The organism is Variovorax sp. J22G73, assembly GCF_030317035.1.
In the GTDB taxonomy this organism is placed as follows: domain Bacteria; phylum Pseudomonadota; class Gammaproteobacteria; order Burkholderiales; family Burkholderiaceae_C; genus Variovorax.
Genome location: NZ_JASZYK010000001.1, coordinates 577,003 through 603,445, shown reverse-complemented (window position 1 = coordinate 603,445; position 26,443 = coordinate 577,003). Strand labels below are relative to the sequence as shown.

Genomic DNA, 26,443 nt, shown 5'->3' with positions numbered 1-26,443 from the left:
CGATCAGCGCAGGGCCGGCGCGGTGTGCATCAGGCGCACCGTGGTCTCGGCCATGGCGGCGCCGAACTTCTTGGCCAGCTTCTCGGCCACGTTGTCGCGCCGCGTGTAGTCGATGACCTCTTCGGCCTTGATGACCTCGCGGGCCACGTAGTCGACATTGCCCAGCTGGTCTGCCAGGCCGTATTCCACGGCCTGCTCACCGCTCCAGAACAGGCCGCTGAACAGGCCCGGGGTGTCCAGCTTCAGGCGATCGCCGCGGCCGGTTTTCACCACGTTGATGAACTGCGCGTGGATCTGGTTCAGCATGGTTTGCGCATGGGCGCGCTGGGCGTCGCTCATCGGGCTGAACGGGTCGAGAAAACCCTTGTTCTCGCCGGCCGTCAGCAGGCGGCGCTCCACGCCCACCTTTTCCATCACGCCGGTGAAGCCGAAGCCGTCCATCAGCACGCCGATGCTGCCCACGATGCTGGCCTTGTCGACGTAGATCTTGTCCGCGGAAGCGGCGATGTAGTAGGCCGCCGAGGCGCAGGTTTCTTCAACCACCGCGTACACCGGCTTCTTGTACTTGGCCTTCAGGCGCTTGATCTCGTCGTTGATGATGCCGGCCTGCACCGGGCTGCCGCCGGGCGAGTTGATCAGCAAGATGACACCCTTGGCGCCTTCGTCCTCGAAGGCCGTCTTCATGGCGGCCACCACGAACTCGGCGCTGGCGTCGCCGCCGTTGGCGATTTCGCCCTTGATCTCGACCACCGCCGTGTGGGCCGTGGTCTTGGCCGTGCTCGGTGCGCTGCGCGACAGCGCGAACCAGACGAGAAAGACGAAGAACGCGAGCCAGGAAATGCGCACGAAGGTCTTCCAGCGGCGCGTGGCCTTCTGTTCGTTCAGTGCGGCGAAAGCCAGCTTTTCGAGCGTGGCGCGCTCCCATCCGGGGCGTTGCGTGGGGTCTTGGGCCATGTTTTTAGGGGGTACCGGCTCAAAGGGTTCGAACCCTGCGGGTTCGGTTCGGTTCGGGTCGGTCATGTCAGAAGCTCAGGGGGTGAAGGTTCCAGTCAGTATGCCAGTGCACCACGCCGCCATGCTCGCTCAAGGCGATCTTCACGAGCCCGCCGCGGCAGGGGCCGCCCGCGCATTCGCCGGTGTCGGGCCTGTAGACCGCGCCGTGCGTCGCGCACAGCAGCCATTGCCCGGTGTCGTCGAAGAAGCGGTCGGGCTGGAAGTCCATTTCCATCGCGACATGGCTGCAGCGGTTGAGGAACGCATGGGGCAGGCCCTCGAACCGTATCGCGAAGGCGCGGCAGGTTTCACCGCCGTGGACCACGTCGAAGGGCACGGCCAGGCCGCCTTCGACCAGGTCCGCGGCATTGCACAGCGGGATGCGTTCTTCGCTCATGGCAGAGCTCTCTCCGGGGGTTAGGCGTTAAGGCGTCGACGCGTTGTCTTGAAACGCCGTTCAGGCGTTGGCGAGCAGCCAGGCCTCGAGATCGGCAATGGAATGCGCCACGTGCAACGGCTTGAATTCGTCGAAGCTCTCGGGCTCGTGCGCGCCGTAGCTCACGCCCACGCTGGCGGCGCCGGCGTTCTGCGCAAGCTGCAGGTCGTGCGTGGTGTCGCCGATCATCAGCGTGCGTTCCGCCGGCACGTCCAGCTCTTCCATCAGCTCCAGCAGCATGCGCGGATGCGGCTTGCCGAAGGTTTCGTCGGCGGTGCGCGAGCCGTCGAAGCGCTCGCGCAGGGCCACCGACTTCAGCGCTTCGTTGAGCCCGCGGCGCGACTTGCCCGTGGCCACGGCCAGCTTGTGGCCGCGCGCGCGCAAGGCATCGAGCATCTGCAGCACGCCGTCGAACAGCACCAGGTCGTCCTGGTGCTGCAGGTAGTGATACCGGTAGCGCGCGCCGAGCTCGGGGTATTTTTCCTTCGGCACGTCGGGCGCCGCGCGGGCCAGCGCCTCGGCCAGGCCCAGGCCGATGACCCAGGCGGCGTCGTTCTCGCTCGGCTTGGCGCCGCCGACGTCGACCACCGCGGCCTGGATGCAGCGCACGATCAGGCGCGTGGAGTCGTAGAGCGTGCCGTCCCAGTCGAAGGCGATCAGGTCGAAATTGAGGGGTCTGGAAGAGTCAGTCATGGGACGTCGGAGTGGGGTGTTGGGCCATGGCCTCGAGGGCCGCGCTCGGCATCAGCACGTGGAGTTCGGGCGGCAGTTCGGCCTGCAACGCCACGCGCTCGCCGCTGGCCGGATGGTTGAATTGCAGCCGCCACGCGTGCAGGAACATGCGCTTGAGGCCGAGTTTCTGCAGCGCGCGCTGGCGATCGGACTCGCCGTATTTGTCGTCGCCGGCAATCGGATGGCCGGCCGAAGCCAGGTGAACGCGGATCTGGTGCGTGCGGCCGGTCTTGATGGTCACCGCCAGCAAGGACAGCGGCGCGGCATCGCCCGGCAGCGTCAGCTTGGCCAGCACCCGCACCAGCGTGACGGCCCGCATGGCGTCCGGATGGTCCTTGGGGACCACGCGCACGCGGCGCTCGCCGGCGCCGGCCGAGCCGTCGGGCAGCAGGAACTTGGCGAGCGGCGCGTCGAGCACCTTCTTGTTGGCGGGCCAGGCGCCCTCGACCAGCGCCAGGTAGGTCTTGCCGGTCTCGCGCTCGCGGAACTGGTCTTGCAGCGCAACCAGCGCGCCGCGTTTCTTGGCGACCAGCAGGATGCCGGAGGTTTCGCGGTCCAGCCGGTGCACCAGCTCCAGAAACTTGGCGCCCGGGCGCGCCGTGCGCAGCTGCTCGATCACGCCGAAGCTCACGCCGCTGCCGCCGTGGACGGCCACGCCGGCCGGCTTGTCGATGGCCAGCACGGCGTCGTCTTCGAGCAGCACAGGAAATTCACGCGCGGGCGCGGGTGGGGTGGCGCCCTCTTCCGCGCGCGCCGAGATGCGAATCGGCGGCAGCCGCAGCACGTCGCCGGCCTCGATGCGGGTTTCGGCCTGCACGCGCCCCTTGTTGATGCGCACCTCGCCCGACCGGATGATCCGGTAGACGTGCGTCTTCGGCACGCCCTTCAGGTGGCGGAACAGGAAGTTGTCGAGCCGCTGTCCGGCGGATTCGGCGTCGACCGTCAGGAATTTGATGGTCGAAGGCGGCGCCCCGGTGTCGTCCGCGGCTTTTGGGCCTGAGGGATTTGGAGCAGCCGCGGGGGCTTGCTTCGCACCTATAATGTTTTTCACCAGCGCGGTCATGTAAGTGCTTGATTAGACAGAAGTTTAGTCCACTGCCATCAAATACCCAGGACCACGCTGTGAGGTCGATGCCGCTTTGGCGCCCAGCTGCAAACCCCGCGCAATTGCGCAAAGTGGCAGAGCAGGCGCCCAAGTCAAGCCGACACCCACGAAACACCGATACGGAATACCCAGCCTGCAGCTGATCAAGCTGCAGGCGGATCGAAGCGAGTCCCTTGTTGTGTTGATGCTGCTGATTCAACTTTGCCTGCGCTGGCCCACCTGGTTTCGACCAGCGGCCTCAGGCATTGAACTATCGGTAGCGCGCGCCACCCTTGCGCAACCGGTTATCAAAAAGATAGCCACTCAACACCGAATCTGGCTCGCGCCCATCCACGCGCCCCCACCCCGGCTGTCTTCTTGAGTTAATTCTCAGGAGGCCTGCTCGCGCCTGGCGCGGCAGTGACAGCATCCGGGGCCCAAGCGGCAATTCCCTGGTTTCGCGGGCGTCGTCCGTGCATCGTTGGCCCTTCAAGGGCCGGTAGAACGATACATATAAGGACAACGCATCATGAAGCGGATGCTGATCAATGCCACGCAAGCCGAAGAACGGCGCCTGGCCATCGTCGACGGGCAGAAACTGCTCGACTACGAAATCGAAATCGAAGGGCGCGAACAGCGCAAGGGCAACATCTACAAAGCGGTCGTGACGCGCGTCGAGCCTTCGCTCGAAGCCTGCTTCGTCGACTACGGCGAAGACCGCCACGGCTTCCTGCCGTTCAAGGAAATCTCCAAGCAGTACTTCGCCGAAGGCGTGTCGGCCAGCCAGGCCCGCATCCAGGACGCGATCCGCGAAGGCCAGGAACTCACCGTCCAGGTCGAAAAGGAAGAGCGCGGCAACAAGGGCGCGGCCCTGACCACCTTCATCTCCCTGGCCGGCCGCTATGTCGTGCTGATGCCCAACAACCCGCGCGGCGGTGGCGTTTCGCGCCGCATCGAGGGCGAAGACCGGGCCGACCTCAAGGAGGCGATGGACCAGCTCGAATACCCCAAGGGCATGAGCATCATCGCGCGCACCGCCGGCATCGGCCGCTCGGCGCCCGAACTCCAGTGGGACCTGAACTACCTGCTCAAGCTCTGGAGCGCCATCGACGGCGCGGCCAAGGGCGGCAAGGGCGCCTTCCTGATCTACCAGGAATCGTCGCTCGTCATCCGCGCCATTCGTGACTATTTCAATCACGACATCGGCGACATCCTGATCGACACCGACGACATCTACGACCAGGCGCAGCAGTTCATGGCGCACGTCATGCCCGAGCATGCCGCCCGCGTGAAGCGCTACCGCGACGACGCCGCGCTGTTCAGCCGTTTCCAGATCGAACACCAGATCGAGTCGGCCTACGCCCGCACCGTGCAACTGCCCTCGGGCGGCGCCATCGTCATCGACCACACCGAAGCACTGGTGTCGGTCGACGTGAACTCGGCCCGCGCCATCAAGGGCGGCGACATCGAAGAAACCGCCACCCGCACCAACCTCGAAGCCGCCGACGAAGTAGCCCGCCAGATGCGCCTGCGCGACCTGGGCGGCCTGATCGTCATCGACTTCATCGACATGGACGAGTCGAAGAACCGCCGCGAAGTTGAAAGCCGCCTGCGCGACGCGCTGCGCCAGGACCGCGCCCGCGTGCAGTTCGGCTCGATCAGCAAGTTCGGCCTGATGGAAATGAGCCGCCAGCGCCTGAAGCCGGCGCTGAGCGAAGGCTCGTCGATCCCCTGCCCCCGCTGCGGCGGCTCGGGCCACATCCGCGACACCGAATCGAGCGCGCTGCAGATCCTGCGCATCATTCAGGAAGAGTGCCTGAAGGACAACACGGCCGCCGTGCACGTCCAGGTGCCGGTCGAAGTGGCGTCGTTCCTGCTGAACGAAAAGCGCCCCGAAATCGCCAAGATCGAGCTCAAGCAGCGCGTCACCGTGCTGATGGTGCCCAACAAGACGCTCGAAACGCCGAACTACAAGCTCGAGCGCCTGAAGCACGACGATCCGCGTCTCGACCACATCGAAGCCAGCTACAAGATGGCCGACGAAATCGAGGACCCGACGGCGGTCACCCGCCGCTCGCAGGAGCCCACCAACAAGCAGACGCCGGTCATCAAGGGCGTGCTGCCCGACGCGCCCGCGCCGGTGGTGCCGCCCAAGCCCGAAGCCGTGCGCGCGCCTGTCGCCGCTGCACCGGCACCCGTGGTCGCACCGCCCGTGGTGGCCGCGCCCGTGCCGGCCCAGACCGGCTTCTTCGGCTGGATCAAGAGCCTGTTCGGCGCCACGCCGGAACCCGTGGCAGCGCCTGCGCCGGCCGTGATTCCGGTCGAGCCGCCGAAGCCCCGCCGCGACGGCCGCCCTGGCCGCGACGGCGAAGCGCGTGGCGATGCACGCGGTGGACGCGACGGCGAACAACGCCGTGGCGGACGCGGCGGTGAAGGCCGTGAGGGCCGTGAGGGCCGTGATGGCCAAGGTCGCGGCGAAGGCCGTGGCGAGAACGGCGCCCGCTCGGGCCGTGACGGCGAACGCCGTGGCGGCCGCGGCGGCGAACGCCGCGAAGGCCGTGAAGGGCGCGAGGGCCGTGAAGGCCGCGAACCCCGCACGGGCGAACTGCGCGCCGACGGCACCAACGCACCGCGTGAACAGCGCGAACCCCGCGAGCCGCGTGAAGCGCGCGCACCGCGCGAAGGCGAACCCCGCCGCAACGGACGTGGCGAACGCCGCGAAGGCGAAGGCCGCGACGGCCGCAACCAGCCGGCGGAAGCACTCGACGGCAACGTGAACCTCGAAGCCCAGCAACTCGCGCCCGGCGCGGTTGCAGGCGAAGAAGGCAACACGGCCGAGCGCGCACCGCGTGCACGCCGTGAACGTGGCGAGCGCGGCGAGCGTTCGGAACGTGGCGGTGACCGCGCAGAGCGCGGCGGCGAGCGCGGTGGTGAACGCAATGGCGACAACGTCGCCCCGCGCGAACGCAATGCCGAAGCCGGCGAAGGCGCGCCCCAGGGCGAACGCCAGCCGCGCAACGGCCGCGACGAGCAGCGCGCACCGCGCGGCGAGCGCAACGATGGCCGCGGCGAACGCACCGACGGCCGCCGCGAGCGCCGCAACGATGCGCCCGAACAGCTGAACGGCGAAGCCGAAGTGGCAGCCGCCACCGAAGCCGGCCAGGACGGCCAGGGCGGCGACCTCAACGGCAACAACGAGCAGGCACCGCGCCGCGAGGGCGAAGGCGAAGCGCGCCGCGGCCGTTCGCGTGACCGTTACGGCCGCGACCGCCGCGAACGCGGCCCGCGCGACGAGAACGAAGCCGGCACGGCCAATGCACCGGCCACCGAAGGTGTGCTCGGCGTCATCGCCGCGGAAGCGGTCGAAGCGCAGGAAGCCCCGGTCGCCCGTCAAGAGCGCCAGGAACGGCAAGAGCGCCAGGAGCCGTCGCAGCAAGTGTCGGAACGCGCCGAAGCGGTTGCCGCCGCGGCACCCGAGGCCCGTGAGGTGCGCGAAGCTGCACCCCAGCAGGCCCGTGCCGAGCGTCCCGCGCCGGTGCAAGCCCCGGCACCGGCGGCAGCGCCCATCGTGGTCGAAGCCGCCAAGGCACCTGTCGCCGCACCCGCCGCAGCCCCCGCTGCCAACGGCCGCGCACTGCCCAAGGTCCAGGCCTTCGAACTGCCGCTGAACGAACTCGCGCAGATCGCCGAGAGCTCAGGCCTGCAATGGGTCAACTCCGACGCCGAACGCATTGCGCAAGTTCGCGCCGCGATCGCCGCCGAGCCCAAGCCCGTGCACGTGCCGCGCGAACGTCCGCCGGTGGTGGTGGTCGACGAAGGCCCGCTGGTGCTGGTGGAAACCCGCCGCGACCTCGGTGCGATGTCGCTGCCCTTCGAGCAAGCCGCCAGCGGTACGGAGCAGCAACGCGCGCCCTGAACCGCGCACGCTTGCAGCAAATGAAAAACGGCGCCACTCGGCGCCGTTTTTTTATGCCCGGTCGTGCGCCGGAAGCTTTGGCATTTCCAGGATCAGCTGGCCGAGAAGATCGCGGCAGGCAACTTCGGTTTGCTCGCCGAGAGCTTTCCGGCGCTGTCGCAGGCTGCCCCTTCGGGCGCCATCGTGCATGCGGCGCTGGTGCACGGCTTCGGCGGGGTGATGCTCTACTGCGGCGTGGGGGTCTGGGTGCTGGCCGGCATCCGCAGGCTGATCGTCGGCAGGGACAAGCCGTCGGTGCAGCAGGAACAGGGATCGCGCCTACGGGCGCAAGAGCGCAAAGGCCGGCCTGCCTCTGAACGCCGCAGGAGCCGGCCGGCTCAGGAGTGCTCAACCTGCGCCGCGCGCTTCCACGCCTCGGCCGCTTGCGCGGCGTCGTCGCGGTCTTCGGCCAGCTGCGCCAGGGCGAGCCAGGCGCGGCGGTACAGCTCGGTGTCCTGCAGGCCCAGGCCGGCCTGCGTCAGCAGTTGCTGCGCCTTGCCCCACAGCTGCCGCTTCATGCACGCCATGCCCGCGAGGTACTGCAGGTTGGCGTCGCGCGGGTTGTTGCGTTGCGCGCTTTCGATGCGGGCCAGCCAGTCGGCATCGACCGAATCGAGCCCCGCCTCGAGCGCGCGCGCCAGCTTCACCCGCAGGGCATCGCCCAGGCCGCGCGGGTTGGCGACCATGCGCTCCCAGGCCGGCAGCAGCCAGCCGCGTGCCAGCGCGAGGTCGCCACGCAGCGCGACCATGCGTTGCGCCGCGTGAATGGCCACCTCGGGCATGCCGCGCTCGTTGGCGTCGAGTTCGGTCCAGGCCCGCAGCAGTTGCGCCGGGTCGTGCGCGCCCGACAGCAGCTCGGTCGCCAGACCGCGCACGATGCTTTGCGCGGCAGCTTCAGAGAACGCGCGGTGCTTGGCCAGCAGCCGCGCGGTTTCCAGCGCTTCGAGCGTGCGGCGGTCTTGCCGCGCCGCCTTCAGTCGCAGGCGCAGGGCCAGCGTGCGGCGTTGCGCACCTTGCGGCAGTTCTTCGAGCCGCGCCAGCGCCGCGGCCGCATCGCGGTCTTCCAGCGCCCAGCGGGCCGCGCGCAGCTGCACGCCTTCGCGCGTCTCCGGGCTCGCAAGCACGGCGCGGTCGGCGCTTTCGTTCAGGGCCTGCTGCAGGTGGGCATCGCGGGCCGGCTTGTCTTGCAGGGCCTGAGCGCTTTCGGCGGCCAGCAGGTGCGACAGCACGCGCACCTGCTGCGCCTGCGGCAGGCTGGCGCCGAGCGCGGACAGCGTCTTTTCTTGTGTGAGCGCCGCCTGGGCGGCCTTGCGCGCGCGCGAGAAGCGGCCCGAAATGAGCTGCACCATGGCATCGAGCAAGGCCGCGTGCAGCGTGCGCTCCTTTTGCTGCAGCCGCCATTGGCGCGCCTGCTTGGGCAGCGAGAACAATGCCGACAGCGCGCGCAGCGCCGCGTGCAGCAGCACGAAGGCCACCAGCAGGATCACCAGCACGAGGTTGAGCGACAGGTCGACACGCCAGGGCGGCCAGAACACGGTGATCGTGCCCTGGTTGTTGCCTGCGAACAGCGCGACCGCCGCGGCGACGGCGAACAGCGCGAGGAGCCAGATTGCCGCGCGCATTCAGCGACCGCCGCCGGGCCGCCCCAGGGCGGGTCGCGCCGCCCGCTCGGGGGGTGGCGAATTGCACGGAGCGCAGCGAGTGAAAAGCCGGGGGGTCATCGGTTCTAGCGTCCTGCGGCCGCGGTGGTCAAGGCGGTGAGCGTGTCGTCGATGCGCACCGGCTCGGTGGTCTTCACCTGCGTCTGCAGTTGCTGCAGCAGCGTGGCGGCGGCCTGCGTGCGGCGCGACGCGGGATCGAAATAGCGGTTGAGCGACGCGGTCACCTGCGCCAGTTCGCTGCGCGTGGCCTCCATCTGCCGCGACAGCAGCGACAGCCGCGCATTGAGCAGCTTGAGCTTCAGGTTCTCACGCAAGAAATATGACTGCTCGGGCGCCAGCAGGATGGCCTCGGGGCTCTGGATGCGGCCGACGCGCACCAGCGAGCGCATCTCGCCGCGAATGGTCAGCAGCACGCGGCTCCACCACGGCGCATCGGCGGGAATGGGCTCGGCCTGCCAGGCGTTGGTGCCGGTGCCGCGCACCGCCACCGCGTTGAGCGTGGGCAGGTCGTCCACGCCGCGCATGAGTTCGTCGAGCTTCTGCAGCGCCTCGGCGTTGTCGGTGCTGGCACTGCTGCGCAGGCGGTCGGCGTCGCGCTGCATGGCGCGCTGCAGCGGTGCCAGCCGGGGCTGGGCCGCGCGCGCGATGCGCACGTCGCCGGCCTTCAGCGCCGCCAGCAACGGCTCAACGCTGCCCGTGACCTGCGCCTGCTGCAAGGCCAGGCGCAAAGCCGACTCGATGTCGACCACCAGGTTCTCGTCGCGCGAACGCGAGAGGCTTTGAATGAGTTCCTCGAGCTGCGAGCGCTGCAGCGCCACCTCGGCCACCCGCGTCTCGACCAGCGCCACGCGGGCCGACGCATCGCGCACCGTGTCGCTGGCCTGGCGGGCCAGCGTGCGCGCTTCCATCGACTGCGCGATGGCATCGGCGCTTTGCCGCGCGAGCTGCTCCTTCATGCCGCTGACCTTCTGCCACAGCGCAATGGCCATCAGCAGCGCCACCACGGCCACCAGCGCGATCAGGCCGAGCCCGAGGCGCGACAGCAGCAAGGCACCGGCGGCCTTGGCGGCGGGGGTCTGGTGCGGTGCCACGGTGACCGGTACCGGCGTGGTGGCGACGGCGGGGGAAGAAGGAAGATCGTCTGACGGGGACGCGGCGCTCATGCGAGGGATTCTATCGACGCGACCAGTGCTTCCCGCAGCGGTGTGCATACACGCAACGCCCCGAAACCCGCGGCCCGCGCGGCTTCGCCGATGCGTGCGTGGGTGGCGACGGCGCTGGCCGCATGCCACTGCGTGCCGGGCATCGCGCGTTGCAGGTTGCCGATGGCTTCGGAGCTGCTGAAGAGCCAGATCGCGCGGCCTTCGGCACCGTCGAGCGCGAGCTGGCGTTGTACGACATCGAACGACGGCGGCAAGCGGCGGTACGCGACCACGGTGTCGCGCAGGCCGCGCGCGGCGTCGATCTCGTTGGCGAGCCAGTCGCGGCCCGTGGGGTGGCCGGCTTCGTCGCCGCCGCGCACGATCAGCACGCGCACCCCCGGCGTCACCTGTGCATGCGCGCGCTCCCACAATGCTTCGGAGTCGAAGCGCGTGGCCTCGGGCGGCGGTGCGTCGATGGCCTCGGGCGGCACACCGGCACGCAGCAAGGCGCGCGTGGTGCCCGGCCCTGTCGCCCAGAAACGGCGGCCCGCCAATGACACAGCGTTGTCCCTGTGCGCGAAGAAATGCTCGACGGCCGTGGCGCTCACGAACATCAGCGCCGCATAGCCGGCAAGGCGGGACCAGGCCTTGCGCAATGGCTCGGCGTCGGCGACCGGTTCGATCGCGATCAGCGGCAACGCCACCGCGTCCAGGCCCGCGGCGCGCAGGTCGTCCACCCATTGCCGCGCTTCGCGCGCCGGCCGCGTGACGATGACGGGGCGGGTGGTCATGCGATGACCCCGGCCGTCAACGCGCCCCGGCGTCGCGCAGCAGCGTGGCGGCGTGCTCGCCGAGCGCGTCGGCCTGTGCGAAGTCGCCGGCCGGTGCCAGCGCGTGCACCTTCACGAGCGGCGCGTTGCCTTCGGGGTCTCCCCAGGCCGCGTCGATGCGCAATGCGCCATCGGCCTGCCAGCGCGCGTGCGCGGCCAGCGGCATGGAGCAGCTGCCGCCCATGGCCCGGCTCACCGCGCGTTCGGCCGAGGTGGACAGCCAGTCGCCCTGGTGGGCCAGCGACTTGAGCAGCGCGATGAGTTCGGTGCGGTCGGCGCGCACCTCGATGCCCAGCGCGCCCTGCCCCGCGGCGGGCAGCATGGTGTCGGGCTCGAAGGCCACGCGAATGCGGCTTTCCAGGCCCAGCCGCTTCAGCCCGGCCGCGGCCAGCACGATGGCGTCGTACTGACCTTCGTCGAGCTTGCGCAGTCGGGTGTCGAGGTTGCCGCGCAGCGGTTCGATGCGCACGTCGGGCCGCAGCGCGCGCAGCAGCACCACGCGGCGCAGGCTCGAGGTGCCGACCACCGCGCCCAGCGGCAGTTCGTCGATGCTCGCGTAGAGGTTGGAGACCAGCGCGTCGCGCGGGTCTTCGCGTTCCAGCACGCAGGCCAGCGCGAAGCCTTCGGGCAGGTCCATCGGTACGTCCTTCAGCGAATGGACCGCGATGTCGGCGCGCCCTTCTTCCAGCGCGAGCTCGAGTTCCTTCACGAACAGGCCCTTGCCGCCCACCTTGCTGAGCGAGCGGTCCAGGATCTGGTCGCCCGTGGTCGTGAGGCCCAGCAGGCTGACCGTGTGGCCTCGTTCTTGCAGAAGCGCCTGCACGTGTTCAGCCTGCCAAAGTGCCAGCCGGCTTTCGCGCGTGGCGATCACGATATTGCTCAAGACCGTTCCCGAAAAGTACATGTTTCCAAACCGCGGGAATGCTAGCATGTTGCGCCGCAGCAACGCAGTCGGCGCATCCATTCAAGAAGTCCAGGACACACACCGAATGAAAGCCAGCAAGACCCCTGCTCCCCTTGCCCCCTCCAGGCGCCGACAGGCCGAAGACCAGCCACTCATCGAAGACATCCGGCTGTTGGGCCGGATCCTCGGCGACGTGATCCGGGAGCAGGAAGGAGACGAGACCTATGCGCTGGTGGAGAAGATCCGCACGCTGTCGGTGGCCTTCCGCCGCGATGCCGACCAGGCCGCCGACCGCGCGCTGAAAAACCTGCTCAAGGGCCTGAGCGCCGCGGAAACGGTGCGCGTGATTCGCGCCTTCACCTATTTCAGCCACCTGGCCAACCTGGCCGAGGACCGCCACCAGATCCGCCGCCGCACCGAGGCCGAACGCGCCGGCGACAGCGCCGACGGCGACCTGCAGACCGCGCTCGCGCGCATCCGCAAGGCCGGCGTGAAGCCCGACGACATCGTTGCCTCGCTGGCCCACAGCTACGTGTCGCCCGTGCTCACCGCGCACCCGACCGAAGTGCAGCGCAAGAGCATCCTCGACGCCGAGCGCGCCATTGCGCAACTGCTCACCGTGCGCGACGAGATCCGCCTGCGCCAGGGCGCCTATGCCGGCGGAAAAGACGCGCTCACGCCGCTCGAATTCGCCGACAACGAAACGCAGATGCGCACGCGCGTCACGCAGATCTGGCAGACGCGGCTGCTGCGCTTTTCCAAGCTCACCGTGGCCGACGAGATCGAGAACGCGCTGAGCTACTACGAGGCCACCTTCCTGCGCGAGATTCCGCGCGTGTACGCCGACCTGGAAAAGGCCCTGGCCCAGGGCGGCCACACGCCGTCGGTGGCGCCCTTCCTGCGCATGGGCCAGTGGATTGGCGGCGACCGCGACGGCAACCCCAACGTCACGGCCGAAACGCTGGAGTACGCGCTGCGCCGCCAGTGCGAACTGGCGCTGCGCCACTACCTCACCGAGGTGCACTACCTGGGCGGCGAGCTGTCGCTGTCGGCCACGCTGGTCGACGTGTCGGTCGAGATGCAGGCGCTGGCCGAGCGCTCGCCCGACACCAGCGAGCACCGCAAGGACGAGCCCTACCGCCGCGCGCTCACCGGCGTGTACGCGCGCCTGGCCGCCACGCTGCGCGAGCTCACCGGCGGCGAGGCCGCGCGCCACGCCGTCGCGCCGCAGAACCCGTACGCCACCGCCGAGGAGTTCCTGGCCGACCTGCGCACCGTGGCCGAGTCGCTCGAGGAAAAGCACGGCACCGTGCTGGCCGCGCCGCGCCTGCTGCCGCTGATTCGCGCGGTGGAAGTGTTCGGCTTTCACCTGGCCACGGTCGACCTGCGCCAGAGCTCCGACAAGCACGAGGCCGTGATTGCCGAGCTGCTGGCCACCGCGCGCATCGAGCCCTCGTACGCGTCGCTGGCCGAGGACGCCAAGCAGACGCTGCTGCTGCGCCTGCTGGACGACGCCCGCCCGCTGCGCGTGCCCGACGCCGACTACTCGCCGCTCGCGCGCAGCGAGCTGGCCATCTTCGCGGCCGCGCGCGCCTCGCGTGCGCGCTACGGCGCGGCGGCCATCCGCCACTACATCATCAGCCACACCGAGACCGTGAGCGACCTGCTCGAGGCGCTGCTGCTGCAGAAGGAAGTGGGCCTGCTGCGCGGCGCCATGGACGGCAACGCCACCTGCGACCTGATCGTGGTGCCGCTGTTCGAGACCATCGAAGACCTGCGCAACGCGGCGCCCATCGTGCGCGCCTTCTATGCGCTGCCGAACATCCAGGCGCTCATCGAACGCTCGGGCGCCGAGCAGGACGTGATGCTGGGCTACAGCGACAGCAACAAGGACGGCGGCATCTTCACTAGCAACTGGGAGCTGTACCGCGCGGGCATCGCGCTGGTGGCGCTGTTCGACGAGCTCAACAAGAAAAAGGCCAACCCGATTCGCCTGCGCATGTTCCACGGCCGCGGCGGCACCGTGGGGCGCGGCGGCGGCCCGAGCTACCAGGCCATCCTGGCGCAGCCGCCGGGCACGGTGCGCGGGCAGATCCGCCTCACCGAGCAGGGCGAGGTCATCGGCTCCAAGTACGCCAACCGCGAGATCGGCCGGCGCAACCTCGAGACGCTGGTGGCCGCCACGCTCGAAGCCACGCTGCTGCCGCAAGGCAAGTCGGCGCCCGCCACCTTCCTGTCGGCCGCCGGCGAGCTGTCGACCGCGAGCATGGGCGCGTACCGCAAGCTGGTGTACGAGACCCCGGGCTTCGGCGACTACTTCTTCGGCTCCACGCCGATCCGCGAGATCGCCGAGCTCAACATCGGCTCGCGCCCCGCGTCGCGCAACCCCAGCCACAAGATCGACGACCTGCGCGCGGTGCCGTGGAGCTTCAGCTGGGGCCAGTGCCGCCTGACCATTCCGGGCTGGTTCGGCTTCGGCTCGGGCGTGGAGCAGTTCCTGGCCGCCGCAGGCACCGCCGCGGGCAAGAAGGAGCGCGTGGCGCTGCTGCAGCGCATGTACGAGCAGTGGCCCTTCTTTCGCACGCTGCTGTCGAACATGGACATGGTGCTGGCCAAGAGCGACCTGGCGCTGGCCTCGCGCTACGCCGAACTGGTCACCGACCGCAAGCTGCGCCAGAAGGTGTTCTCGATGATCGACGCCGAATGGCATCGCACGTCGGACGCGCTCACACTCATCACGGGCGCCAAGCAGCGGCTCGAAGGCAACGCCGAAATGCAGCGCTCGGTGCGCCACCGCTTCCCGTACATCGATCCGCTGCACCACCTGCAGGTGGAGCTGATGCGGCGCTACCGCGCGGGCGACGGCGGCGAGCGGCTGCAGCGCGGCATCCACATCTCCATCAACGGGGTGGCGGCGGGGCTGCGCAACACGGGTTGATTCATATCAACCGCGGCTGATTCGCGGGGAACGGAGGGCGCCTTGTGCGCCCTCTCCTACGTCGTCTGTCCGCAATGAGGAACCCGTAAGGTCATTTAAAAGGGTACGGTCGGACTCGTTCACAGTTCTCGCCACAGTTCTCGCAATTGCGCGGCAGCTCGAAGTCGTTACAAGGAGCCCGTAGCCATGCCAGTCCCGCAGTCTTTGACCCATTCGCCCATCGATTTCGTCGGTAACGACGTCGAGGCGCTCGCTTCCCACATGCGCCATTGCGCGCGCGCCCACGGGCGCTGGTTCTCGCTGCGAAGCCACATGCAACGCGTGCGCGCGCTCGCTGCGGGCCGCATCGTCACGATGGCCTGCGTGGCCGTGGTGTTGGGCATCGGCCTTTTCGCCGTCGCTTGAGCGCCGCAGCCGCCGTCGACCGCCTCCAGGGGCTCAGTCACTACGCCCGGGCGCTGCTTCTGGGTCCGCATGACCCGGTAGCCCTTCCGATTCGCGCCGAACTCTTCGGCGTCCAGCGCTTCGAACAGCACGGGCGCAGCCTCGCGCGCGCACAGGTGGTCGAAGAAGACCACGCCTCGCGCGAAGCCGCCCCGTTCTTTCCGCGCGTGGACGAGAACCTCGCCTCGCTGCGCAACGCCTTCGACTACATCGCGCTCATTTCGCTCAGCGGGCGCTACGTGTCGCCTGCGGCCGAATGGCTGCTCGACAACTTTCACCTGGTCGAGGCGCAGCTCCAGCAGATTCACGACGGCGTGCCGCGCAGCTACTACGCGCGCCTGCCCAAGCTGGCGGCACCGCCGCTGGCCGGCCTGCCGCGCGTGTACGGCATTGCGTGGGCCTATGTGGCCCACACCGACAGCGTGCTCAACCAGGCGCTGTTCACGGCTTTTCTGAACGCCTACCAGGAGGTGGACGAACTCACGCTCGGCGAGCTGTGGGCGCTGCCCACCACCTTGCGCGTGGTGCTGCTCGAGAACCTGCGCCGCGTGGCCGAGACCATCGCCGAGAACAAGGTCGCGCGCGAAATCGCGCACGCCGCCTGGGACGCCGCGCCGCACCTCTCGGCGCAGGACCTCGACGTGCTGTACCGCGCGCTGCAAAGCCACGGCCTGCAGGACAACTACCTCACGCAGCTGTGGCAGCGCCTGCCCGTGGAGCGCGGCGAAGACATGCCCGCGCTGGTGCGCTGGACCGAGCAGCACTGCCCCAACGGCCCGGCGCTGATCGGCGAGGCGCAGAACGCGCAGGCCGCGGCCAACCTCACGGTCGGCAACATCATCACCACGCTGCGCATGATCGGCCAGGTCGAGTGGAGCGACCTGATCGAGCCCGTGAGCCGCTCGCTGCGCGTGCTTCGCGAGCTGCCCAGCTTCGCCAACGAAAGCGAGCTCACGCGCCAGCAGATCACCCACGCCATGGAGCAGGTGGCGCGCACCAGCGAGCAGCCCGAGCGCGTGGTGGCGCAGGCCGTGGTGCAGCTGGCCGCGTCCGCGCCGGCCGACGACGCCGGCGCCGAGACCGACCGTGCCGACGGCACCGCCGGCTTCTATCTTTTCGGCCAGGGCCGGCCGGCGCTGGTCGCGGCGTTGCAGGCCGACGTCGACGCCAGGCAAGCGGGTCGCGCCGTCGTCGCCCCTGCTGCACAGCCGCCGCGCGACCATCGCGCCTGGCGCCTGCCGGTGTACATCGGCTCGGTGGCGCTGGGCACGGCGCTGCTGCTGGCCGCCGTGGTGCACGGCCTGCCGCACCGCGAAGACTGGACCACCGTGCTGGCGCTGGTGCTGCTTGCGTGGCCGTTGTCCGAGGCGCTGCTGGCGCTGGCGCAGCGCATCATGGCCGAGTCGGTGCGCGTGCAGTCCCTGCCGCGGCTGGACTTTGCCAACGGCATTCCCGAGCGGCACCGCGCGCTGGTCGTCATGCCCACGCTGCTGTCGTCGGCAGCGAACAACGCGCAGCTGGCGCACCGGCTGGAGCTGCACTGGCTGGCCAACCGCGAAGACCACGCGCAGTTCGCGCTGCTGACCGACTGGGCCGACGCGCCCCAGGCCTCGCTGCCCGAAGACGGCGCGCTGCTCGACGACGCGCTGCAGCGCATCGCCGCGCTCAACGCGAAATACCCCGTGGCACCCGACGCCGCGCCGCGCTTCCTGCTGCTGCACCGCCCGCGCAGCTGGAGCGACACCGAGCGGCGCTGGATGGGCTGGGAGCGCAAGCGCGGCAAGCTCGAGATGCTGGTGCGCCTGCTGGCCACCGGCGACGCCAGCGGCTTCCTGCCGCTCGCGCCCGGCCTGCGCCTGGCCGCCGGCCGCACGCCCTACGTGCTCACGCTCGACAGCGACACCGGCCTGCCGCCCGGCGCGCTGCGCGACCTGGTGTCGATTGCCGCGCACCCGCTGAACGCGCCCGAAATCGACGTGCAGAGCCGGCGCGTGGTGGCCGGCTTCGGCATCCTGCAGCCGCGCATCGTCACGCCTTTTCCGATGCAGAACGAGCGCTCGTTCTTCCACTGGGTGTTTGCCGGCCAGTGCGGGCTGGACCCCTACGGCAGCGGCGCCTCCGACATCTACCAGGACGTGTTCGGCAGCGGCTCCTTCACCGGCAAGGGCCTGCTGAACGTGCGCGCGCTGCACGCCACGCTCGACCGGCGCCTGCCCGACGGCGCGGTGCTCAGCCACGATCTGCTCGAAGGCACGGTCGCGCGCTGCGCGATGGTGAGCGACGTGGTGCTGGTGGAAGACCATCCGCACCACGCCGGCGTGGCCGCCTCGCGCGTGCACCGCTGGGTGCGCGGCGACTGGCAGCTGCTGCCGCTGATGTGGCGCGCGCGCCGCTTCGGCCTCGACGCGCTGGGCCTGTGGAAGATGGGCGACAACCTGCGCCGCTCGCTGGTGGTGCCGGCGTCTTTCGCGCTGCTGGTGCTGGTGGTGTTCACGCAGGCCATGCCGCTGGGCTGGGCGCTGGCGGCCGTGGCCTCGGCGCTGGTGCTGGGGCCGCTGCTGGGCGCGCTCGCCGGGCTGGTGCCCACGCGCCGCGCCATCGAGCTGCGCCACTTCTTCGACGTGGGCGCGGTCGAGCTGCTGCGCGCCATGGCCGGCGCGGCGTGGCAGTTCGTGCAGCTCGCGGCGCAGACGCGGCTGCTGCTGGACGCGTGGTTTCGCGCCACCTGGCGCCTGGTGGTCAGCCGCCGGCACCTGCTCGAATGGACCACGGCGGCGCAAACCCAGGCCCAGGCGAGCGAACGGCTGGGCCCCTTCCTGCGCAACGCCGCGGCCAGCAGCGTGCTGTGCCTTGCACTCGCCGTGGCGGCGCACTGGAGCGCCTACCCGGTCATCGGCCCGCTGCTGTTCGTGCTGTGGGCGCTGGCGCCGGTGGCGGCGTGGTGGGGCAGCCGCGCCGATGCCGAAGTGCAAGACCCGCTCAGCACCGAACAGCGCAGCTACCTGCGCAAGGTGGCGCACGACACCTGGCGCTTCTTCGAGCACGTGGTGGGCCCCGACGACAACCATCTGCCGCCCGACAACCTGCAGCTGGAGCCGCAACCCACCATTGCGCACCGCACCTCGCCGACCAACATCGGCATGTACCTGCTGGCCGCCTGCTGCGCGCGCGAGTTCCGCTGGATCGACACCGCCGCGCTGCTCGCACGCATCACGGCCACGCTCGACAGCGTGGACCGCATGCAGAAGCACCACGGCCACCTGTTCAACTGGTACGACACGCAAACGCTGAAACCGCTGCCGCCCGACTACGTGTCCAGCGTGGACAGTGGCAACTTCGCGGGCCACCTGGTGGCCGTGGCGCAGGCCTGCCGCGCCTTCGCGGCCGAAGGATGCGAAGCGCACGAGGCGCCCGCGCTCGAAGCCCTGGCACGGCGCTGCGACGCGCTGCACGCCGACATGGACTTCAGCGGCCTCTACGACGCCAAGCGCCACCTGTTCCACATCGGCCTGCGCGTGGAAGAAAACGTGCTCGACGCCAGCTACTACGACCTGCTGGCCTCCGAGTCGCGCCTGCTGAGCTTCCTGGCCATCGCCAAGGGGGACGTGCCGCGCCGCCACTGGATGGCGCTCGGCCGCCCCTTCCTGCTGGTGGGCTTCCAGCCCAGCCTGAAGTCGTGGTCGGGCTCGATGTTCGAGTACGTGATGCCCGCGCTGGTGATGTCCGAGCCCACCGACGGCCTGCTGCAGGTGGCCAACACCGCCGCCATTGCCGAGCAGCAGGCCTTCGGCCGCGCGCAGAACCTGCCATGGGGCGTGTCCGAGTCGGCGTACTTCGCGCAGGACCACTCGCTGGCCTACCAGTACTCGCCCTTCGGCGTGCCGCGGCTGGCGCTGCGGCGCACGCCGCCCACCGACCGCGTGGTGGCGCCCTACGCCAGCGCCATGGCCGCGCCCTTCGCCCCGGTGGCGGCGGTGCAGAACCTGGAGCTGCTCGAATCGCTGGGCGCGCGCGGCGAGTTCGGCTTTCATGACGCGGTCGACTTCACCGCTTCGCGCCAGAGCGAGGGGCAAGATTTCACAGTGGTGCGCAACTTCATGGCGCACCACCAGGGCATGTCGCTGGTGGCGCTGTGCAACCTGCTGTGCGCCGACGCGCCGCGCCGCTGGTTCAGCAGCGCCGCGCTGGTGCAGGCGCACGAAACGCTGCTGCACGAACGCACGCCGCGCCAGATCATCGGCAGCGCCGATCCGCGCACGCCGCCCGAGCCCAGCCAGGCCGAGCTGGCGCCGCTGTTCCAGCCGCGCCTGGTCGACCCGATGGCGCCGGGCTTCCAGCCCACGCACCTGCTGTCGAACGGCCGCTACACCGTGGCCCTGCGCGCCAACGGCGCGGGCGTGAGCCGCTGGCATTCGTTCAACGTGACGCGCTGGCGCGACGACCCGCTGCGCGACAGCTACGGCACCTTCTTCTTCATTCGCGACGACGGCGCCGAAGCGCTCACCTCGCTCACCGCCCTGCCTGCGCCCGGCGCCGACTGGCGCTACCGCACCCGCTTCCTGGCCGACCAGGTGCAGTTCGACGCCACCGGCCCCGGCCTGCAGGTGCGCACCACCGTGCTCATCAGCCCCGAGGACGACACCGAGCTGCGCAACATCACCCTGCACAACTCGGGCGAGCACACGCGCACGCTGGAGCTGGTGTCGTACTTCGAGCCGGTGCTGTCGAATCCCAAGGCGGACGAGGCGCACCCGGCCTTCGCCAACCTGTTCGTGGAGTCGCGCTGGGAGCCCTCGTGGCGCGCGCTGCTGCTGTCGCGCAAGCCGCGCCTGCACGGCGACGCGGTGGTGGCCGCCGCCCACTTCCTGGCCTCGGCGGACGCCAACGTGCTGTCCATCGACTGCATGACCGACCGGCGTGCCTTCATCGGGCGCAACCGCACGCTGGCCAACCCCGCGCTCGACGCGCAACCGCTCACCGCCAAGGGCAAGCAGGTGAACGGGCTGGACCCCATCGCCTGCCTGCGCGTGCGGCTGTCGATCGCGCCGGGCGCCACCGCGCGCCTGAGCTTTGCCACGGCGGCCGACGAGACCATCGAGGCGCTGATGCCCGGCATCGACCGCTACATGCAGCCCATGCACGTGGAGCGCGCCACCCGCATGGCCGCCACGCTGGCGCAGGTGCGCCTGCGCGACCTGAGCATCGCGCCCGCGCAGAACCTGGCGCTGCAAGACCTGACGACCATCCTCACGTACACCACGCCGCGCGTCATGAGCGACCGCGGGCTGATCGACCTGCGGCAGATCTGGCGCTTCGGCATCTCGGGGGACAAGCCCATCGTGCTGGTGTACATCCACTCGATGAACGGCATGGGCCTCATCAACACGCTGCTGCGCGCGCAGCCGTGGTGGGGCTTCGGCGGCGTGGCCTGCGACCTGGTGGTGCTCAACAGCGAACCCAACTCGTACCTGATGCCATTGCAGCGCGAGATAGAAATGCTGCGCTCACGCGTCACCCAGCAAACGCAGAACAGCTTTCCGCGCAACGACACGGCCGGCTTCTACCTGCTGCGCGACCAGGACGTGGTGCCTTCGGAAAAGGCCGCGCTCTCCAGCCTGGCGCGCGCGGTGTTCACGGCCGACGGGCGCCCGCTCGAGGTGCAGGTGGCGGCCTTGCACGAGGCGCGCGGCGACGCGCCATCGGCCACCGAAGCCGTCGCCACGCCCCCGGCCGTGCCGCTGGTGCCACGCCTCGAAGCGCTGCCCACGGCAACGCCGCCCACTGGCGAGTTCGACGCCGACAGCGGCGAGTTCCGCTTCGAGGTCGGTGCCGACCGGCGCACGCCGCGCCCATGGATCAACGTGATCGCCAACGAGGCCTTCGGCTTCCAGGTGTCCGAGTGGGGCACCGGCTTCACCTGGGCCGTGAACAGCCGCATGCACCAGGTCACGCCGTGGTCGAACGACCCGGTGCAGGACCCGGCCTTCGAGCACTACCTGCTGCAGGACCTGGCCTCGCGCGACATGCTGCCGCTGACCCCCGCCGGCGGCCACGCAGGCAAGGCGCGCCACCGCGTGCGCCACGGCCAGGGCTACACCGTGTTCGAGCACGACGCGGGCGGCCTCGCGCTGCAAACCACCTTCTTCGCCGACCGCGACGAGGCCGTGAAGCTGGTGCACGTGCGCGTGCACAACCAGGGCAGCGGCGCGCGGCGCCTGCGCGCCCTGGCCATGGCCGAGTGGCAGCTCGGCGACGCGCGCGGCACGCGGCGCACCGTGCATGGCTGGAAGCCCGAAGACCAGCCGGCCGTGTTCGGCGAGCAGCGCGAATCGGGCGCGGGCTTCGGCGGCAGCACGGCCTTCCTGATGCTCGCGGGGCTGCAGGGCAGCGGCACCAGTTCGGCCATGGGCGCCACGCAATGGACCTGCGACCGCAACGAGTTCTTCGGCGGCCACGGCGTGGTCGAGGTGCCCGACACGCTCGCGCGGCGCGCCGGCAGCGGGCTCGACGCCTGCGCGGCCATCGGCGGCGAGTTCGTGGTGGCGGCCGGCGAAACGGCCAGCTTCAGCTTCGTGCTGGGCCACGCCGCCAGCGCCGATGCCGCGCTCGACCTGGCGCACCGCTGGCGCCAGCGCGACGTGCCGGCCGCGCTGGCCCAGGTGCAGGGCTTCTGGAACGAGCTGCTGGGCCGGCTGCAGGTGCGCACGCCCGACCCGCTGTTCGACGCGCTGGTCAACCGCTGGCTGGTCTACCAGACCCTGGCCTGCAGGCTGTGGTCGAAGGCCGGCTTCTACCAGGCGGGCGGCGCCTTCGGCTTTAGGGACCAGCTGCAGGACGCCATGGCCTTCGCACTGACCGACCCCGCGCGGCTGCGCGAGCAGATATTGCTCAACGCGGCGCGCCAGTTCTCCGAGGGCGACGTGCAGCACTGGTGGCACATGCCCGGCGGTGCCGGCGTGCGCACGCATTTCTCGGACGACCTGCTGTGGCTGCCGTACGCGGCGGCGCACTACGTGGAGGTGACGGGCGATGCATCGCTGCTCGACGCCATGGCCGGCTTCATCGAAGGCCCGGCCATTCCCGAGGGCGCCGAAGACGCCTACTACGCGCCGCAGCGCAGCGGCCAGATGGCCAGCGTGTTCGAGCACGGCGCGCGCGCCATCGACCGCAGCCTGAAGACCGGCGCGCACGGCCTGCCGCTGATGGGCACCGGCGACTGGAACGACGGCATGAACCGCGTGGGCAACGAAGGCCGCGGCGAATCGGTGTGGCTCGCGTGGTTCCTGTGCAGCGTGGTCGCGCAGTTCGCGCCGCTGGCGCAGGCACGCGGCGAGCACGAGCGCGCCGCCCGCTGGAACGCCGCGCGCACCGGCTGGATCGCCGCGCTGCACGGCGCCGGCTGGGACGGCGCGTGGTTCCGCCGTGCCTTCTTCGACAACGGCGCGCCGCTGGGCTCGTCGACCAACGACGAATGCCGCATCGACCTGATCGCGCAGGCGTGGTCGGTGCTGTCGGGCGCCTCGGACGACGCCCACACCGGCCCGGCCATGGCCTCGGTGAAGAAGCTGCTGCACGACGAGCCGGCCGGCCTGCTGCGCCTGCTGACGCCGCCCTTCGCCAACTCGACCAACAACCCCGGCTACATCCAGGCCTACCCGCCCGGCGTGCGCGAGAACGGCGGCCAGTATTCGCACGGCGCCGTGTGGGCGCTGATGGCGCAGGCGCTGCAGGGCGACCACGAGGCGGCGTGGCAGAGCTTCGAGGGCCTGAGCCCGGCGCACCGCGCGCGGCACCCCGAGCGCGGGCCGGTGTACGAGCTGGAGCCCTACGTGATGGCGGGCGACGTGTACGGCGCGGCGCCCTACGTGGGCCGCGGCGGCTGGAGCTGGTACACCGGCTCGGCCGCATGGCTGCACCGCGCGGCCGTGGAGACGCTGCTGGGCCTGAGCGTGAAGGGCCGCCAGCTCGCGCTGACGCCGCACGTGCCGGCGCACTGGCCGGGCTTCGAGATCGCGCTGCGGCTCGGGGGGCGGCAGCTCACGCTCCAATGGGGCGAGGTGCACGGCGTGGATGGCGCGGCCGCGCCGACGCACCACGTGGCGGCGGGCGAATGGATCGACTGGCAGGCGCTGCCGGCCGACGCGGTGCTGCGTGTGACCTGAAGGGGCCGGGGCCGCTCGGGTCGGGTCCGCACGGCTCGGGTCCGCACGGCTCGGGTCCGCTCAGGCCGGGGCGGCCCCGGCGATGGCCCTAGACTCGCAACCCCATCCACATCGCGCGACCGAAGCGGCACTGCCGAAGACATGAGCACCAAGATCCAGTTCCGCCGCAAGGTCATCGTCATCGTGCTGCTGTGCGTGGCCGTCGGCGGCGCCGTCGTGCGCCACTACGCCACGCCCGGCACCACCACGCGCGACATCGCGACGCTGCTGATGGTGCTGTGGGTGCCCATCATCGGCAACGTGATCGCCTGGCTGGTCAGCAAGCGGCCGCGCCGCGCGCCTCGGGCTGCGGTGACGGCGCCGCCGAGCTTCGACACCGCGGGTGCGTTCACGCCGCACGCGCGCGTGGAGCTGGTCTTTCGCAAGCCCGGGCTGCCCTCGCAGGACGTGCCCATCGCGCCCGGCGAGTACCGCTGCGCGCTGGTGGTCGACAAGGAAGGCTTCTCGGCGCGCTGGGTGGTGCCGGCGGGCTTGCCGCTGGAGCGCGGCAAGCCGGCGGTGCTCGACGTCGAGTTCCTCTCCCCGGCCGTCGCCCGGCCCAGGCTGGCGCCGGGCGCGAGCTTCCGCGTGCTGGTCGGCGAGGCCTTCATCGCCGACGGGCGGGTGCTGCCGGCGGCATAGCGGCCATCGCCACCCGAGATAACAAAAAGGGGCGATTGTTCGCCCCAGGGAAACTGACTACTGCTTGGCGACCCCTTTGTCGCGAAGGCGACCGCTCGCACACTCCAATGCCCTTTCACCGGCATCGGCGTGCGTGCACCGCCGATGCGCTTCAGGACCAGTCCCATGATGAATTCACCCAGCAGCAACCCCTGCGCCGACGACCTGGCGGTGGCCCCGGCCACCTCGTCCGCCGCGCCGGTGCCGGCCACGCGCTCCGCCTGGCTCGCCGTCGGCTCCATCGCCGTCGGCACCTTCGCGATGGTCTCCACCGAGTTCATGCCCATCGGCCTGCTGACCGACATCGCGCGCGGGCTCAACGTGTCCGACGGCACGGCCGGGCTGATGGTCACCATGCCCGGCGTGCTGGCCGCCTTCGCGGGCCCCGCGCTCATCGTGGCCTCGGGCCGGCTCGACCGGCGCACGGTGCTGATCGCGCTCACCACCTTGCTCATCGCCTCGAACGTGCTCGCCGCGTTCGCGCCCAACTTCGCCACCATGCTGGTCGCGCGCCTGCTGCTGGGCCTGTGCGTGGGCGGCTTCTGGACCTTCGCGCCGGCCGCGGCCACGCAACTGGTGCCGCATGCCGCGCAGGCGCGCGCCATGTCCTATGTGCTGGCCGGCGTGTCCGCCGCCACCGTGCTCGGGGTGCCGGCCGGCTCCTTCCTGGGCACGATGTTCGGCTGGCGCGCCTCGTTCGCCGTGACCGGCGCGCTGGCCGCGGTGGTGCTGCTGGTGCAGCTGTGGCTGCTGCCCGCCATGCCGCCGGCACGCGCCATCGGCGCGCGCGACCTGCTCACGCCGCTCACGCGCCGCATGGCGCAGGTCGGGCTGCTGGCGGTGCTGTTCTTCATTGCCGGCCACTTCGCGGCGTACACCTACCTGAAGCCGCTGCTGCAACAGGTGTTCGGCCTGGCGCCGAACGCGGTGTCGACGCTGCTGCTGGTGTACGGCGCGGTGGGTTTCGTGGGCACCTTCCTGGGCGGCAGCCTGGTGGCGCGCAGCGTGCGCGGCACCACCCTGCTGGCGGCGCTGATGCTGGCGACGGCGCTGCTGCTGTCCACGCTCATCGGCACCGGCTTCGTGCCGGGCGCGGTGGTGGTCGTGATCTGGGGCGTGGCCTTCGGCCTGATTCCGGTGGCGCTCACCGGCTGGATGATGGAAGCCGTGCCCGACGCCCCCGAAGCCGGCCAGGCCCTGCTGGTCAGCGGCTTCCAGGTGGCCATTGCCTCGGGCGCGCTGATCGGCGGCGTCACGGTCGACGGCTTCGGCATCTCCAGCACCATGGTGCTCAGCGGCGTGCTGGTGCTGATCGCCGCGCTCATCGTCGGCACGCTGGGCCGCGCACGCGGCGGCATGCCGGCGGCGGCGGGCGTGATTCCCGAGTGACACCCGGCAGAGCCCCAGCCTTCAAAGCCAAGCCCCTGGCCGGCGGCTGGCGGCCCGCCAGCTAGCGGCGGCCGGGCTTGCCGGCCGCCAGGATCGCGTCGAGCACCACGCGCAGCGCCTTGTTCACGGGCTTGTCGCGCCGCATCACCACCGCCAGCGTGCGGTGCATGCGCGGGTTCAGGCGGCTGGCCTTCAGCCCCGGGTGGGCGCCGCGCCCCGTCATCGACATGCCGGGCACGATGGCGCACCCCAGCCCCGCGGCCACCATCTCCTTCATTGCCTCCACGCTGCCCAGCTCCATCACGGGCTGCGGCTGAAGGCCCTCGGCGGCGAACCAGCGGTCGACCAGCTTGCGCGTGTTGGCCGCGGGCTCGAACAGCACCAGCGGCAGGCCGGCCAGGTCGCCCGGCGCCACCCTCGCCTTCAACGGTGCGCGCTCCACCGGGCTGATGGCGACGAACTCGTCGTCGAGCACCGGCATCGCCGCCAGCGAGCGCCCCGCCGCCGGCAGCGTGACCAGCGCGAGGTCGAGGCTGTTTTCTTCCACCTTGCGCGCCTGGTCTTCGGTGTTGCCGGTGCTGACCACCACGCCCAGCCCCGGGAACTGCTCGCGCAGCGTGCGCAGCACCGCCGGCAGAAAGTGCAGGCAGGCCGTGGCGCCCGTGCCCAGCCGCACGCGGCCGGTGACGCCGCTCGCGTGGTCGGCCAGCGCGTCGATGGCGTTTTCCACCGCGCTGTCGATGTGGGGCACATGCCGCAGCAGTTCCAAGCCCGCCGGCGTGGCCCTGGCGCGCTTGCCGACCCGCTCGATGAGCCGCACCGCGAGCCGCCGCTCCAGTTGGCGCACCTGCAGGCTCACGGCCGGCTGCGACAGGCCGAGCCGGTCGGCCGCCGCCGAGAAGCTGCCGGTTTCGATGACCAGGCCGAAGGAGCGGAGCTGGTCGAGGTTGAGCGTCTTGTCCAAAGTATTTCTTATGCAGCGAATAGCAGGGCGAAGCTTCACTTATGGCAGGGGCCTCGTCAAGATCGGCGCCATGCCATCGCAAAGCCCTC

At 70.5% G+C, this 26,443-nt stretch carries 15 protein-coding genes; 6 read left to right on the top strand and 9 right to left on the bottom strand.

Annotated features, from left to right (window positions below; all coding sequences use genetic code 11):
• Window positions 1-3: 3 nt before the first annotated feature.
• The 4 genes from QTI51_RS02655 to QTI51_RS02640 are packed head-to-tail and all read right to left on the bottom strand — an operon-like array spanning window position 4 to window position 3,212.
• The gene (locus tag QTI51_RS02655) at window positions 4-1,020 is read right to left on the bottom strand and encodes a S49 family peptidase (protein ID WP_116908282.1); all 1,017 of its coding nucleotides are present in this window, start codon (window positions 1,018-1,020) and stop codon (window positions 4-6) included.
• A 1-nt stretch (window position 1,021) separates the two neighbouring features.
• Window positions 1,022-1,390: a Rieske (2Fe-2S) protein gene (locus tag QTI51_RS02650; RefSeq protein WP_116908283.1), complete on the bottom strand. Its 369-nt coding sequence runs from the start codon at window positions 1,388-1,390 to the stop codon at window positions 1,022-1,024.
• A 60-nt stretch (window positions 1,391-1,450) separates the two neighbouring features.
• A complete protein-coding gene (locus tag QTI51_RS02645) occupies window positions 1,451-2,122 on the bottom strand; it encodes an HAD family hydrolase (protein WP_116908284.1) in 672 nt (223 codons plus the stop codon).
• Window positions 2,115-3,212, bottom strand: a complete 1,098-nt coding sequence (locus tag QTI51_RS02640; RefSeq protein ID WP_116908563.1) for an RluA family pseudouridine synthase — start codon at window positions 3,210-3,212, stop codon at window positions 2,115-2,117. The genes QTI51_RS02645 and QTI51_RS02640 overlap by 8 nt, the downstream gene beginning before the upstream one ends.
• Before the next feature lie 562 nt (window positions 3,213-3,774).
• On the opposite strand from QTI51_RS02640, the gene QTI51_RS02635 reads away from it, so the two are divergent.
• Window positions 3,775-7,161 (top strand): Rne/Rng family ribonuclease, encoded by a 3,387-nt coding sequence (locus QTI51_RS02635; RefSeq protein WP_286512975.1) that lies wholly within the window; start codon window positions 3,775-3,777, stop codon window positions 7,159-7,161.
• Between the two features lie 377 nt (window positions 7,162-7,538).
• Here QTI51_RS02635 and QTI51_RS02625 read toward each other — a convergent pair whose 3' ends face one another.
• The 4 genes from QTI51_RS02625 to hemC form a co-directional block, all read right to left on the bottom strand.
• Complete coding sequence (locus QTI51_RS02625) at window positions 7,539-8,822, bottom strand: heme biosynthesis protein HemY (RefSeq protein WP_116908286.1); 1,284 nt, start codon at window positions 8,820-8,822, stop codon at window positions 7,539-7,541.
• A gap of 104 nt (window positions 8,823-8,926) precedes the next feature.
• Window positions 8,927-10,024, bottom strand: coding sequence for a uroporphyrinogen-III C-methyltransferase (locus QTI51_RS02620; protein ID WP_116908287.1), 1,098 nt, complete (start codon window positions 10,022-10,024; stop codon window positions 8,927-8,929).
• Window positions 10,021-10,794 (bottom strand): uroporphyrinogen-III synthase, encoded by a 774-nt coding sequence (locus QTI51_RS02615; protein ID WP_116908288.1) that lies wholly within the window; start codon window positions 10,792-10,794, stop codon window positions 10,021-10,023. The genes QTI51_RS02620 and QTI51_RS02615 overlap by 4 nt, the downstream gene beginning before the upstream one ends.
• A 16-nt stretch (window positions 10,795-10,810) precedes the next feature.
• Entirely contained in the window at window positions 10,811-11,737 is a 927-nt protein-coding gene (gene hemC / locus QTI51_RS02610; protein WP_116908289.1) for a hydroxymethylbilane synthase, read from the bottom strand.
• 85 nt (window positions 11,738-11,822) lie between these two features.
• Here hemC and ppc point away from each other — a divergent pair, with 85 nt between their 5' ends.
• From ppc to QTI51_RS02585, 5 genes are all read left to right on the top strand, one after another.
• Window positions 11,823-14,675, top strand: a complete 2,853-nt coding sequence (gene ppc / locus QTI51_RS02605; RefSeq protein WP_116908290.1) for a phosphoenolpyruvate carboxylase — start codon at window positions 11,823-11,825, stop codon at window positions 14,673-14,675.
• Window positions 14,676-14,861: 186 nt separating this feature from the next.
• Window positions 14,862-15,080 (top strand): hypothetical protein, encoded by a 219-nt coding sequence (locus QTI51_RS02600; RefSeq protein WP_116908291.1) that lies wholly within the window; start codon window positions 14,862-14,864, stop codon window positions 15,078-15,080.
• Window positions 15,077-23,281, top strand: a complete 8,205-nt coding sequence (locus QTI51_RS02595) for a glycoside hydrolase family 94 protein (protein ID WP_116908292.1) — start codon at window positions 15,077-15,079, stop codon at window positions 23,279-23,281. Before QTI51_RS02600 ends, QTI51_RS02595 begins: the two co-directional genes overlap by 4 nt.
• A gap of 141 nt (window positions 23,282-23,422) precedes the next feature.
• Complete coding sequence (locus tag QTI51_RS02590) at window positions 23,423-23,962, top strand: hypothetical protein (RefSeq protein ID WP_116908293.1); 540 nt, start codon at window positions 23,423-23,425, stop codon at window positions 23,960-23,962.
• Between the two features lie 165 nt (window positions 23,963-24,127).
• The gene (locus QTI51_RS02585) at window positions 24,128-25,390 is read left to right on the top strand and encodes an MFS transporter (RefSeq protein ID WP_116908294.1); all 1,263 of its coding nucleotides are present in this window, start codon (window positions 24,128-24,130) and stop codon (window positions 25,388-25,390) included.
• A gap of 61 nt (window positions 25,391-25,451) precedes the next feature.
• On the opposite strand, the gene QTI51_RS02580 is transcribed toward QTI51_RS02585, so the two are convergent.
• Window positions 25,452-26,375: a LysR family transcriptional regulator gene (locus QTI51_RS02580; protein WP_116908564.1), complete on the bottom strand. Its 924-nt coding sequence runs from the start codon at window positions 26,373-26,375 to the stop codon at window positions 25,452-25,454.
• Between the last annotated feature and the right edge of the window lie 68 nt (window positions 26,376-26,443).

Bases quoted from the DNA above. Each gene is read 5' to 3' on its own strand.
- QTI51_RS02655 (WP_116908282.1), bottom strand. From the start codon at position 1,020: ATGACCGACCCGAACCGAACCGAACCCGCAGGGTTCGAACCCTTTGAG.
- QTI51_RS02590 (WP_116908293.1), top strand. From the start codon at position 23,423: ATGAGCACCAAGATCCAGTTCCGCCGCAAGGTCATCGTCATCGTGCTG.
- QTI51_RS02625 (WP_116908286.1), bottom strand. From the start codon at position 8,822: ATGCGCGCGGCAATCTGGCTCCTCGCGCTGTTCGCCGTCGCCGCGGCG.
- QTI51_RS02650 (WP_116908283.1), bottom strand. From the start codon at position 1,390: ATGAGCGAAGAACGCATCCCGCTGTGCAATGCCGCGGACCTGGTCGAA.
- QTI51_RS02600 (WP_116908291.1), top strand. From the start codon at position 14,862: ATGCCAGTCCCGCAGTCTTTGACCCATTCGCCCATCGATTTCGTCGGT.
- QTI51_RS02620 (WP_116908287.1), bottom strand. From the start codon at position 10,024: ATGAGCGCCGCGTCCCCGTCAGACGATCTTCCTTCTTCCCCCGCCGTC.
- hemC (WP_116908289.1), bottom strand. From the start codon at position 11,737: ATGTACTTTTCGGGAACGGTCTTGAGCAATATCGTGATCGCCACGCGC.
- QTI51_RS02645 (WP_116908284.1), bottom strand. From the start codon at position 2,122: ATGACTGACTCTTCCAGACCCCTCAATTTCGACCTGATCGCCTTCGAC.
- QTI51_RS02635 (WP_286512975.1), top strand. From the start codon at position 3,775: ATGAAGCGGATGCTGATCAATGCCACGCAAGCCGAAGAACGGCGCCTG.
- QTI51_RS02585 (WP_116908294.1), top strand. From the start codon at position 24,128: ATGATGAATTCACCCAGCAGCAACCCCTGCGCCGACGACCTGGCGGTG.
- ppc (WP_116908290.1), top strand. From the start codon at position 11,823: ATGAAAGCCAGCAAGACCCCTGCTCCCCTTGCCCCCTCCAGGCGCCGA.
- QTI51_RS02615 (WP_116908288.1), bottom strand. From the start codon at position 10,794: ATGACCACCCGCCCCGTCATCGTCACGCGGCCGGCGCGCGAAGCGCGG.